This window comes from Billgrantia kenyensis (assembly GCF_013697085.1).
GTDB lineage: Bacteria > Pseudomonadota > Gammaproteobacteria > Pseudomonadales > Halomonadaceae > Halomonas > Halomonas kenyensis.
Map to the genome: position 1 here is coordinate 1 of NZ_JACEFT010000047.1, position 12,382 is coordinate 12,382.

Below are 12,382 nucleotides of genomic sequence, written 5' to 3' on the forward strand. Positions count from 1 at the left end.
ATTCCGAGGTGCTCAAGAAATCAGTCGCTGGACCGGACACCCTTCAATAGTGTTGCGCTTGGGACTTGAGACCGCCATGTCTTAACCTGTAAGCTTGAGCCGTGGTCTTACGAAGAGGAAGAACGAATATTCGTAACAAACTCGAACTACGTGGATGTATCCATAATTCAAATATTGCTTGGGTCTAAGATGGACACTCGAACTAAAAGTCTAGTGAGAAATCTCGTGAACAAGCTTAATCCTGATATCGACGTTTTCGAGGCTAACGTTGCAGAAATCGTATAACAAACTAATTAACTTCGCGCTTACGGCGCTGGACAGCCTACACTACGCTTCGCTGCGTTCCAGCTGCCGATTATTGGGGCGTTATACTGTGGTCGTAGTAAGTCCGATTTCGGCCCTAAGCGGACATTGAATTTAGTTAACCGGCCCTAGGATACGGTCGCCGGAATCACCTGAATGTTTTTTAACATAATTATTCAGATTCGCGGTATACATAAAATCATGAAATGAAGCTATCTTTCCGTATCTAAAATGATTATCAATAAACATAATGGATTCACTCACAATTCTTTAAAATCAAAAAATCTCGGTTTTTAGTTACACGGGTAGTGCCTATGACTAGTAGCTTCATTGAACGATTATCCCGCGAAGAGTGGGAGCCCTTTTGTGAGGTTATGCTTCGGCAACATCATGGCGCCAAGTACTTTTGGCCTGTACCCGATGAGGATGGAGGTGATTTGGGGCTAGAGTTCTTCACTGCCGACGGGACCGTATATCAGTGCTATCGACCTAATGATGGTCTGGATATGGCAAAATATAAGCAAAGTGTACAGAAGAAAATTAGGGAGGATCTTAAAAAGCTGGAGAAAAACGAAGCAAAAATCGCTGAATTACTTGATGGTATAAAAATAAACCATTGGGTGCTTTTGACTCCTCACAATAGATCAAAGGATTTAATTAAGTACTGCCAAACAAAGAAGAATGAAATTATTAAGAGAAATCTATCCATTATCGATAACGATAATTTAATAGTTAAAATAGAAACAGCAGATTCTTTCCCTCAAGCCAAGAGGTATGCCCAAGGTGTTTATTCAACCTCAATCAACATTCCTCTCATGAGCGTAACGGATGCACAGATTGACATGTGGAAATCTGGCAATGTTCAGTTTGTAGACAATATCGAAAGAAAGTCGGAAACAATAATGGGACCTTCTTCTGATCGCTTTAAGAAGAAAGTTGTCACCAAGTATATGCAAGTAGAGAAGTTTCTTGATCAGTTGAGAGATGAACATCCAGATCTTTATAACATGATCGAAGATAGCGCCAGAGCCCAGCTTGATCAGATGGAGACTACGTCCGTTCTGGCAGAAGATATCGACAGTGTATTTATAAGGGGAGTTATTGAAAGCAATGAAGGTGCCTTTAAGAAACATACTTCCTTGATGTCAGACTCAAATGTACAAACATTGTCATTTGGGTACCTTTCTAAATGGCTTGCAGAGTGTTACATGGATTTTGAAGATGGGATATAAAAGCACTATCAAGACAAAAATTAGCCGCAGAGATTTTCCTATAGCTATTGAAATGAGACCTCTCTGGCGTATCTCACTGATAGTAATTGCTATAAAAATTGTTGGTGGAGATAAGCTTTACCTAGATACTAAAAAATTAAATATCTTAGTTTGGATGTTAATCAGAAGTGTTAATTGGGATGACTATGAGGAATATCTTCATGGCAGAGCTCTAGATATACCATTTGTGTCCGTTGATGCCGCTACTTATAAAGCTGTTGAATTTGCTAGCGCGAAACAATTTATTTATATAGAAGAAAGTCGTCTGTATATAACCGAACAAGGCTGTCAGCTGTTTGATTTGCTTGTTAATGTTCAAGTCATGGAAGCGGAAAGAGCATTTTTGCAGAAAAATGGGAAAAAACTAACAGACACCAAAGTCAAAGAGATTACAGGAAAGCTGGTCTAATGCTTGGTTTAACTATAAAGAATATATATTTATCAGCTTCAACTAATGGTGGGGTGTTTTCCACTAATCTTTCTTTAAACAAAGGATTAAACATTATACGAGCTGAAAATTCATCTGGTAAATCTACTTGTGTTAATAGCATTGCGTATGGTCTCGGCCTAGAGGCTATTTTAGGACCAAGTAGAAAAAAGCCCTTCCCAAGCTCTCTATACGAAACAATATATAAGTCCAAAAAAGATGGTACACCTTACTTTGTCCACTCCTCGCTGGTTCAGTTAGTTATTGAGAATTCATCTAGAACCACAGCAGTCGTTACAAGAGATATTAAAGGTGACGCCGATAAAGTTAATGTAAGTATTAATGGTGAGGGGAAAGATTATTTTTTAGGCTCTTCAGGTAGCGTCGGATCTGCAAAGAGCGAAAGAGGTTTTCATAGTTGGCTAGCAGAGTTTATAGGTTGGAGTTTACCTGAGGTTGTGACTTTTGAAGGAAAAGTCACTATTTTATACTTGGAGTGTATATTCCCGCTATTTTTTATCGAACAAAAGAGAGGGTGGTCTGAAATTCAGGCAAATACACCGACTTACTATGGAATAAAAAACCTTAAGAAGTCTGCTGTTGAATTCTGTCTATCTATTGACACATTTGAGCATGATAAAAAAGTTGCTCTACTAAGCAATAAGATAGAAAAGGCTGAAGAAGACTGGGCATCAATAGTTGAACGAGCTGAAAGTATAGCCAGATTTAATCTGGTTGAGCTTGATAATATATCTGAATTAAAGAAAGACGGTGTAAAAAAATCTTTAGATTTTTTCTATGCTGAAAATGAAACCTCTTTATCTCTAGACGATCAAATTAACGCATTAACTAAACTTGTTAAAGATTTGGAAAAGAAGACAGATGGCAGCAAGATTGATAACGAGAAAATTAATTCTCAGGTTTCGATTGTAAGAGCTTTGAGGAATCAATATGAAAATGTGTGTAATGACCTTCAATTGACTCTTTCTTCTGCATCAGATATTGATAAAAAGCTCTCTGTTCTAAAAAAAGATTTGGATCAATATCAGCAGCTTCTACGCCTTCAAAAAGTCGGCAGCGATATTTCTCTTGATCTAAGCACCGATAAGTGTCCAATATGTGAATCAGATCTTTATGATACTTTGGGCAACAAAACTTCCAAACGTGAACCTATGTCTCTTAAGGCGAATATAGATTTCCTAAAGAATCAGGTTGACTTTTTTTCTTCAATTGAAATTCGTTCCGCAAAAGAAATTGGTGAACTACAAGATTCTATTAGATTGCTAAATTCACGACTAGAGTTGGAATCAAACAAACTTGATGAGCTAAGGAGTGACTTTGAAGATGTTAATGGTGCCTTAAAGCAATCGATTCGAGAAAAAGTTAGATCAGAGATAAAGCTTAAAGACGCCATTAGGTTACAGAAGATTAGGGATGAGTTAAATGAAATGGCTAATTATGTATATCTTTCTTGGGCGACTGATAGCGAATCATTAAAAATTCTCAAAAATTCATCCGCAACTTCAAATAAAGCTGTGGCAGTTAGAAAGTTAGAAAGTTTGATTAGAGCAAACTTGGTCTCCTTTGGGTTTAAAGAGTCTGCGATCAGTTCGATTTCTCTTTCCCGGCAGACATTACGTCCAGAACAAGAAGGTTATGACATTGTAGCCGAATCATCTGCTAGTGATTATATTCGTATTATATGGTCTTATACTTTGGCTCTCTTAGAAATGGCAGCTGAAGATAAAAATACTAATCACGGAGGCTTTGTTGTCTTTGATGAGCCTCGTCAGCATGAGGCAAGCAAGTTTAGTTTTTCTAATCTAATTCACAAGGCATCTGAGTCTTTTGAAAAAGGTGGGCAGGTTATTTTTGCTACAAGTTTGGATGCTGAGGATCTCGAAGCTGCTTGCAAGGATATCAATGTACAAACTATTTATTTCCATGACTATATCTTATCTATGGATGAGTCTTCGGCAGAGGCAGATCCAATTCCAGTTAAAGAATAGATTTTCGGGCTCAGAGTGAAAAATTTAACGTTCGCCAATTTCCGAATTTACATCGCGAAGATGGTGCAGGTGACGTATAACAAGCGCAAGCACTCGAAACAATTTACAGCTACACTCCTGATTGTCCGGTGTTGCGGGCGTTAGCGCAAGGAGACCACCATTTTTACATGTTTGCATATGGCGGAGCTTTCGGAGTCTGATTGTTCGGTTAGCTGGGATGCCGAGAAGCTAGTTAATCTCTTTAGAATTATGGAAGGGTCCATGGTTGAGCACCTGCCGGTGCTGAATCAGGCTGCCTTGGACTCGGACTGGGGCCCAGCATATCTCTCAATAGTACCAGCTTCTCTATACGGCGATGTCAGTGCCAGACGACATGCTTTCGCCGTGGAAGGGCTGAATTGGGGTATTCGCCTTTCGGAACCGCAAGTCACTTCTGCGTTAGTTAATTTTCTGTCACCAACAGTGTTCACCGATGCTGGACCGCGGAGGTGCGCAGCTCTGGTGCGTGCGCTTTATCGTGCTGCTGGTCGCATGGATGAGCGGCTGAGACTTGATCCCTTGCTCGCGACGCCGGGTACTCTAGAAGTCGCAGCCGAGCGGCGCACCGGGGACCGCCGAATCGACATTGCTATCGAGTGGTTCGATGGGCCGACTACTGACAAAACAAGCCGGCGTTTGGTACTGATCGAGTGCAAGTTCGATCACCACATAACAAGCAAGCAGCTCCCTGCCTATCGCCAGTACGCCCAGCGGCAGACCGCTGAGGGGGGATACGCTCTCTTTCTTCTGTTAGACCGACTCACATCACGCACCACGAGGTCTATTGCGCGCAACAAGGACTGGCAGCCGGTGACTTGGTTAGCAGTGCTCCGATATTTGGAGCAAGAGTTGATTCAGGAGCCTGACGAGGGGGTAGAAGACTTTGCCTGCCTCCGGCGCACAATATGGAATATGGCAAAAAATCGGACATTTTAGTAAGGGGGGAACATGAGCCAAACGCTTACGCTGCCAGCGAGCGTCCGCGATTACATGCTAAAGCCGGGCGTGCGGACCGCTGTGGACCATCTGCTTGAGCAGAAGCAGGATCACTTTCCCATCGATTTGCAATGGGAAAGCATGCTCGACTACCACGACGGCTTGCTGATGGCCGCAAAGGTACGACGCGATTACGTAGCGTCGCTACATTCTGCTTGGGGGATGATTTGGAAGGAGGTGCTCGTAAGCGAGGGGTATGTGCGTGAGGTTCCGTTCGCTGACTATTACCAGGAGGCACTTCCCGCACCCAAGATGATCTGGGACGATGCACTCTATCGTTTCTATTCGCTCCCCGGTCGTAAGGACGCATGGCTGTATACGGCAGTGGCGTTAACTCCCAGCGACGGCTTGGTAGCCTATATCGCTGCGGAGGACGAGAGCGAAAAGAACCTGCTTGCCGAAGATATTGTCAGGCTTCAATGCTGGATTCCGGACGAGGCTGACTACTGGCGGAGCAAGCGCGGCGCAGCCAAGGTGCATAGCGATGGGGTCGTGGATGTGTCGGCTCTTATAACGGCGGCGAGAGAGGTGCTGAGTATTCTGCGTATTTAAGCCAAGAGGATCGGAGTCGCGTTGTATTGTGTAGCCTGAAACCACCAAGGATCCCAAATTGATCATTCCCCAAGTCAAGACGGGAAATATCATCCAGCGGGTTTTTTCCTTGGCCAAAATGGCAAGTACCACCCCAAAGGAAGCTTTCTTGGCCAAGGCGGAAAGTATCATTAAAAAGGATCCTTTCTCGGTCAGGACGGAAAATACCATTTGTCTAGGTCAGGATGGTAAGTACCATCCCAAGGGATCGTCCTTGGGTGTGCACGGAAAGTATGAAGAACCAGAAGGCGCAGCGCAAAAAGAGAAACGAAATCAGAACGCCGAAGATTGTTAAAACGCTAGCAATGGGCTCAAAGGGACGCTCCACTTCGCTGCGCGCCCTCGTGCCTAGGCATTGGGCGTGTTCGTGAAGTAGTGATATTTGCACCGTATGGGAGAAGAAGATGGCATTGAGACCTCCTTCTGAAGTACGCCGGGTATCTGGGCTGTCAGAAACAGAGGCCGGGCTGATACGCGCGTTTGTTCAAGGCGCGGTCTATTGCTGGATCAAGAACAGAAAGGGCGAGCGTTTTGCGGTCCGAGATCTGGTTGGCGGAGAGAACACCGACTGGACCGGCACGTCCTTGGAGCCGATCTATAAAAAGCATCGTAAGGCCGGAAAGACCGAGGACGAAGCTTTTGAGGCAGCAGCGAAGGACATCGGCTGGGTTGTAAAGGGTGTGCTAGCCGATGATCAGCGTGTTTTTGAGGTCGATAGTTCAGGCTACACGAACACCTATCGATGGTGCGAGATGGGATAGTCCGAGGTTCCAATCCGCAGTGCCTAATAAGGCGCTGGCAGCGACGGCCAAAAGCTGCGGCGGCTTTTGTCCGCTGGCTCAGCTTCAACGTTACGTTTCAGAGAATAGAAAAAGTGGATAGAATAATTAGTGGGATTTTAGAGTGGCCAGTTATCGTTCAGGGTGCTTTAGGCTCTGGACTATTCTGGGTAATTCTATGTTGCGGTCAAAAACTGGTGACGTTCGTATCAGAAAAGTTTTCAAAAATTTCTAGACAAAGTAAAATTTCCGCCCTGAGAGAAGATACGATCAAGTATCAAATTACTCTTCCGGAGAATAGCGACCGCTCGGCCCAAATAGCAATTCTTCTTTATTTGGCTCTGAGGAGAATAACAAAAGGGCTGATATGGATGACATTGGGCTTTGCCTTCCAGTCAGTAATCCCCGTTTTTGGGCTGGTAGGGTACTTGGGCGCTTTGTACTATTTGTTTATTGCTTTGCGTACTTTCAGGCCAATCGATGCCGGGGTAGACAAAGGCAAGCGGATCAAAGAGCTTAAGAGTGAAATCGCTGAGCTGGAAGGGTGTAACAAGGAAATTCAGCCGACCGCTGACGCGGCGGCTGATTAGTGCGTTAACCTCACGTGTATAACCTGACCTCTCTCGGTTGTTCTGCAACAATATTGTATTTGTAATGTGATACCGCCAAGGAAACACCAGTGATCATCCCCCAAGACGGGCGCTTGCGGCTGGATCGTGAGCGCTTGAAGCAGCATCGCAAGCGGCTGGGCCTGAGTCAGGAGGCGCTGGCCGAGTACTGTTTTGATCGGCGCTTGTGTGTCTCCATCGCTTCCATCAAGCGGGCGGAGAGTGGCAAGGCGGTGCTGTATCGTACCGCGCGCCATCTGGCCGAGATCTATGAGGTCGAGGTCGAGGAGCTGTCGGCGGAGGCCGAGGAGGCTGCCGTTGTCGCTTCCGATATCGAGGAGATGGAGAGCGCCCGCGTGCTGATCCAGCTGCATGCCATGGCGGCCGACCCCTCGGCTCTGGCGAGCTGGGTGCAGCATTTCGGCGGCAGCCTGGAGGAAGGGGGCACGGCGCTGTTCGGGCTGCCCCGGGCTTACCGTAGCGATGCGCAGCGCGGCCTGTTGTGTGCCGCCACCCTGGTGGAGCAAGGGGGGGCGCGTGGCGTGTATCTCCAGGCCGGCCATTGGCCCACGGCTACGCCGCTTTCGATGTCGGGTGAGCAGAGTGGCGTGTGGGTCGAGCGTGGCGTGGCGGTGCAGTTGGCGGAGCGCTTCGTTTTCGATGACGAAGGCGGGGAGTGGCTGCGCTATCGCCAACCCCGGGACGAGGTTCATGACGCACGCTTCGAGCTGGTGGGGCGCCGGGTGCAGTTGGGCCAGTTGCAAACCATCCTGGAGAGCACCCAGGCCTACCAGGCCAGTCATTTGATCTATATCCGCGGTGTGGCCGGTATCGGCAAGACGCGCCTGAGCGCCGAGTTTGCCGAAATGGCCGCGGCCCATGCCGATCATCATCAGGCCGAGGTGCTGGACTTCGGTACCCGGGCCGATGAAGGTCCGCTGATGCAGCTCGCGCGTTCGCTGCTGCAAGCTTCCGGTGAGGGGCCGGGTGAGGTAAAGAGTGAGGAAATAGCCGAGGCCCAACTGCTGGCCCGTCTCTCGGCGCTGCGCCTGCCCATGGACCACGCCATGCTGCTGCGTCCGCTGCTGGGCTTGCCTCAGCTGGAGGAGGCGCAGTCGCTCTATGCGGCCATGACTCCCGCGACCCGCAACCAGCGCTTGGTACTGGCACTGCGCGACCTGCTCCTGGCGCGCTCCATTCATCGCCCTCAACTGGTGGTGGTGGAGGACCTGCACTGGGCCGACGAGGCGCTGCTGGCCACGCTCACCGGGCTGCTGCAGGGTACCCAGGAAGCGCCGGTGATCTGGCTGTTCACCTCGCGCCTGGAGCAGGACCCGCTGGAGAGCCGCCTGCGCCCGCAGCTGCCGGAGCTGCCGCTCACCCTGATCGAGCTGCCGCCGCTGCGCCCGCAGGAGGCCGAGGCCCTGGTGGCCAGCTACGGCACGGTGCCCGCCGAGCACGCCGCCCGCTGCGTGACCCAGGCCCAGGGCAACCCGCTGTTCCTGACTCAGCTGCTGCTGTTCCATCCTCATCGCAGCCTGCCGGCCAGTCTCGCCAATCTGGTACAGAGCAAGCTGGATCAGCTCACCGATCTGGATCGTCGGGCCATGTGCATCGCCGCGGTGATGGGGCAGCGCTTCTCCCTGACCTCACTGCAGGAGGTGCTGGGCCAGGCCGATTATCAACCCGAACTTCCTCAGCGCTACAGCCTGGTGCGCCCGCTGGAAGAGGACAGCTACCGCTTCGTGCACGACCTGATCCTGCAAGGCATCTATGAGGGGGTTCCCAAGATCCAGCGCGACCGCCTGCACCTGCGCCTGGCCGCACTCTACGGCGAGGCGGAACCTGGCTTGCGGGCGCGCCACTTGCACCGGGCACGCTCGCTGGAGGCGCCCAATGCCTTCCTGCAAGCGGTAGCGGCGGAAATGGCACGCTATCGACACGAGGAAGCCATGGCGCTGCTGCGGGATTGCCGAGCCATCGACTACGCGCCGAAGGATGAGTACCGGTTGATGTTGCTGCAGGGCCAGGTGGCGATGGCCACCGGGCAGGTCCAGGCGGCACGGGAGTACTTCGAGGCGGCGCGCAGCTTCGCCCGGGAGGAGCGTCAGCGCATCACGGCCGACCTGTGGCTGGCCAGGGTGCTCAACATGCTCGACGAGCTGGCGGCGGAGGAGGCGATTCTCGACGGCCTGCTGCCCCTGGCCGAGGCGCTGGAGGATCCCTTGCCCCTGGCCGAGGCGCTCTATCTCAAGGGCAATCTCTATTTCCCCCGGGGCGACTTTGCCACCAGCCGCGCCTATCACACCCGCGCCCTGGAGCAGGCTCGCCGTGGCGGCGGCGTGCGTACCGAGATCCAGGCTCTGAGCGGGCTGGGCGATGCCCACTATGCCGAGGGGCAGATGCGCAGCACCCTCGAGCTGTTCGACCACTGCGTCACGCTGTGCCGAACCCATGGCCACGCCGACCTGGAGGCCTCCAACCTGTTCATGCTGGGCACGGCGCGTATCTACGCCAACCAGACCGACGCGGCGCTGGCCGACTGCTTCGATGCTGCCGAGCTGGGCAAGCGGGTCGGCAATCGGCGTGCCGAGGTGGTGGCGCGGCTCACCGCGGGGTGGATTCTGCTCTCCCAGGGCGAGCCTCAAGCGGCGGACGAGCAGATCGAACAGGCGCTCACGGTGGCGCGTGGCCTGGGCTCCGGTCGCTTCGAGGCGTTCCTGCTGGAGAGTCGTGCCCGGGTCGAGCTGGTCACCGGACGGCTGGCCGAGGCGCGAGCCAGCATCGAGCGTGCCTGGCAGCTGGTCGAACAGCACGGCCTGAAGGCCTTTATCGGCCCCTGGGTACTGGGTACCCGGGCGCTGCTGGAAGAGCAGCTTGAGACACGCCTGGCGACGCTACAAGAGGGCGAAGCGCTGCTGAATGGCGGCTGTGTGGGACACAACGGCTATCGCTTCCTGATCGCGGCGGCGGAGGTCAGCCTGCTCGATGGGCACCCCGAGGCGGCCCGCCACTATGCCCAGCGCCTGACCCAACTGATGGGGGCGGAGCCCTGCGCCTGGGGCGAGCATCACCGCGCCCTGATCGAGGCCCACGCCGACTGGCTCGACAGCGGCGAAGCCAGCGCCTTGGCGCGGCTACAGGCTTGCTGGCAGCGGGGCGACGCCGCCGGCCTGCGAATGACGCTGCCTTGCCTGGCCGCCACTCGCGGCTAGGCGCAGGGGATTGAGTCGCCGCTCGGGGGCCGCCAGCAGCAGGGCGACGAGATGCGCCGACTGCTCCAGGCACTGCTCCTGCAGGCCGGCGCCGCGGGTCCAGCCACCGGCGAACAGCAGCGGGCAGAGATCCCGCTGGCCTTCGAAGCGCTTGCGGGCGGTGCTCTGGTGGTAGCGTTCGATCTCCGCCTGCGCCTCCAGGCAGTCGGCATCCAGCACGTTGTGCTTGAACAGGGTCCAGGCCTTGGCCTCCAGGGCGCTCTCGATTGCCGGTAGCCGGTCGCGGTAGCCGGCTGCACCGAGGCCCGCACCGGCCAGCGACTCGGGGGCATCCGGGGGCGCGGCATGTCGGTCCAGCATCTCGCTGCGGGGAATGCGGTTGAGGTCATCCACCAGCGAAACGAAGAACTGCGGCAGGCCCGCCCGGTCGTAGCAGGGGTTCTCGGCGTCGTTCTGATGGCGATTCACCACGTAGTCGATGCGGTAGGGGTGGAAGGTGTCTTCGCGGCCCCGGACCTCGATATTGCGGGTGCGCCACAGGTTGGGATTGGGCGGCAGGCGGGCGGCGGAGGTGTGGCAGACACCGAAGCTGCGGGTGTAGCGCACCTTGCCGAGAATATGCTGCAGCTCCCGCTGGGACTCGTTCAGGTCGTCATCGAATGTCAGCAGCGGCAGGGCATCTTCGGCATGGGTGGCCATGATCAGCAGGTCGGCTTCCCAGCGGCGATCGCCTGGGGCGCGTTCGGTGAGCGTCACGCCCTGGGTCGATAGCCTGGCTTCCACTTCGATACCGCGCAGGATCTCGACTCGCGGGCCCGGTGTCAGCGGGCCGGTGACATGCGCGGCCAGCGCTTCCAGCCAGTGCTGGGCGCCATGCTCGAAGTAGCGACGATCGGGTGGCGAGCCGCCCTCCTGCAGGCGGTAATACTCGAAGGGTGCCTGGAGCGGCATGCCGCCCGGTCCGCGGTCGTCGGCGAAGTACATGGCCGAGATGCGCGGGTAGTAGACGGTGTGGCGGATGCGCTCCAGCCGGGCCGATAGCTCCGGGTCGTCCCAGTCGAAGGTGGCGCTCAGCTGTTCCGCTGCTTCGCTCAGCATCTCGGCGGGGGCGGCGGCGCAGGCGTCGAAGAAGTCGTCTACCGTATAGCGCGGGGTAATGCGCCGGCTCTCCACCAGGTTGATGGCGCTGCGGTGGACCACGGCGATCAGCATCGCCAGCCGCCCCCCATCGACCAGGCTCAGCTCATGAGCCGGATCGCTGACGCCGCGCACCAGGTCCCGGTCGTCGGTGAGCGCGACACCGCCATCGTGGCTGAAATAGCACTCGCTGTTTTCCAGCGGCTTCATGTGCTCCAGCTCACCGAGCTCGGCGAGTATCGTGCGCAGGCGCTGGTAGGTGGCCAGGTTGACGTCATTTACCCCCAGGTCGGCCCAGCGCCGATACGGCATCTCGGGCTTGCCCGGCAGGCGTCGGTTGCCGAGGTCGACCCACACCGTCTCCGCGTTGCCGCCCAGGCTGGCCTTGCGCTCGAACAGGGTGACCTCGATCTGATGGGCCGCCTCGTCCCCCAGCTTCTGGCAGCCGAGTTTTTGCAGGTAGTACGCCAGCGAGAGGCCAGAAACCCCGCCGCCAATGATGGCGACCCGCAGCGGTGCAAGGTCCATGATGACGTCCCCACTCGTTGTTTTGCGTAGCTTCCACCAAGAGCACGTTGCGGCCAAGGGGGTGAGGAGAGGTGATACCGAAGTGATCCGTTGCGCTAGTGCTCTGCTCAAAGAAGCAAAAGCACTCGGGATCAACATTTCACGGGCCGCAGAGGCGGGGATCGCCGAGGCTGTGAAACGGCATAAGCAGGAGCAGTGGCTGAAAGAAAATTCCAGTGCCCTGGCGAGTTCGAACGCCTACGTCGAAGCCAACGGCTTGCCTCTCGCACGCCACCGTCAATAGCTAGGCTAAGCACGTTGTTTAAGCCCCGGAGCCAGCCGTCTGGCTCCGGGGCTTTTCGTTTCCGAGGGTAGGCGCGGGGTGCCCGTCTGCTTTGTAGGCAATTTCCTACATTTCTATCGGCGAAGCGCCACAGATACGTAACCCTGCGATTGTTATGCTTTCCTGCGCGAAAAAGCGTGTACGCAGACGACCAATA

The 12,382-nt window shown here is 53.8% G+C and carries 11 protein-coding genes; 10 read left to right on the forward strand and 1 reads right to left on the reverse strand.

What is annotated here, in order from left to right:
* Positions 1-617 precede the first annotated feature (617 nt).
* From H1D44_RS19740 to H1D44_RS19780, 9 genes are all read left to right on the forward strand, one after another.
* Positions 618-1,535 carry a hypothetical protein gene (locus H1D44_RS19740; protein WP_181516983.1) on the forward strand — a complete coding sequence of 306 codons (918 nt, stop codon included), beginning with the start codon at positions 618-620 and terminating at the stop codon, positions 1,533-1,535.
* The gene (locus H1D44_RS19745) at positions 1,525-1,983 is read left to right on the forward strand and encodes a hypothetical protein (protein ID WP_181516984.1); all 459 of its coding nucleotides are present in this window, start codon (positions 1,525-1,527) and stop codon (positions 1,981-1,983) included. Before H1D44_RS19740 ends, H1D44_RS19745 begins: the two co-directional genes overlap by 11 nt.
* On the forward strand, positions 1,983-4,010 hold the full coding sequence (locus H1D44_RS19750) for a coiled-coil domain-containing protein (RefSeq protein WP_181516985.1): 2,028 nt from the start codon (positions 1,983-1,985) through the stop codon (positions 4,008-4,010). The genes H1D44_RS19745 and H1D44_RS19750 overlap by 1 nt, the downstream gene beginning before the upstream one ends.
* A 261-nt stretch (positions 4,011-4,271) precedes the next feature.
* The gene (locus tag H1D44_RS19755) at positions 4,272-4,985 is read left to right on the forward strand and encodes a PD-(D/E)XK nuclease family protein (RefSeq protein WP_181516986.1); all 714 of its coding nucleotides are present in this window, start codon (positions 4,272-4,274) and stop codon (positions 4,983-4,985) included.
* A gap of 12 nt (positions 4,986-4,997) precedes the next feature.
* The gene (locus tag H1D44_RS19760) at positions 4,998-5,597 is read left to right on the forward strand and encodes a hypothetical protein (RefSeq protein ID WP_181516987.1); all 600 of its coding nucleotides are present in this window, start codon (positions 4,998-5,000) and stop codon (positions 5,595-5,597) included.
* A 58-nt stretch (positions 5,598-5,655) separates the two neighbouring features.
* Positions 5,656-5,931 (forward strand): hypothetical protein, encoded by a 276-nt coding sequence (locus H1D44_RS19765; protein WP_181516988.1) that lies wholly within the window; start codon positions 5,656-5,658, stop codon positions 5,929-5,931.
* A 109-nt stretch (positions 5,932-6,040) separates the two neighbouring features.
* Positions 6,041-6,397 (forward strand): hypothetical protein, encoded by a 357-nt coding sequence (locus tag H1D44_RS19770; RefSeq protein WP_181516989.1) that lies wholly within the window; start codon positions 6,041-6,043, stop codon positions 6,395-6,397.
* Positions 6,379-7,005, forward strand: a complete 627-nt coding sequence (locus H1D44_RS19775) for a hypothetical protein (RefSeq protein ID WP_181516990.1) — start codon at positions 6,379-6,381, stop codon at positions 7,003-7,005. The genes H1D44_RS19770 and H1D44_RS19775 overlap by 19 nt, the downstream gene beginning before the upstream one ends.
* Before the next feature lie 89 nt (positions 7,006-7,094).
* The gene (locus H1D44_RS19780; protein WP_181516991.1) at positions 7,095-10,238 is read left to right on the forward strand and encodes an AAA family ATPase; all 3,144 of its coding nucleotides are present in this window, start codon (positions 7,095-7,097) and stop codon (positions 10,236-10,238) included.
* On the opposite strand, the gene H1D44_RS19785 is transcribed toward H1D44_RS19780, so the two are convergent.
* A complete protein-coding gene (locus tag H1D44_RS19785) occupies positions 10,161-11,903 on the reverse strand; it encodes an FAD-dependent oxidoreductase (protein WP_181516992.1) in 1,743 nt (580 codons plus the stop codon). The two genes, H1D44_RS19780 and H1D44_RS19785, sit on opposite strands and share 78 nt — an antisense overlap.
* On the opposite strand from H1D44_RS19785, the gene H1D44_RS19790 reads away from it, so the two are divergent.
* Positions 11,902-12,186, forward strand: a complete 285-nt coding sequence (locus H1D44_RS19790) for a type II toxin-antitoxin system CcdA family antitoxin (protein ID WP_238984331.1) — start codon at positions 11,902-11,904, stop codon at positions 12,184-12,186. The two genes, H1D44_RS19785 and H1D44_RS19790, sit on opposite strands and share 2 nt — an antisense overlap.
* Positions 12,187-12,382: the final 196 nt, after the last annotated feature.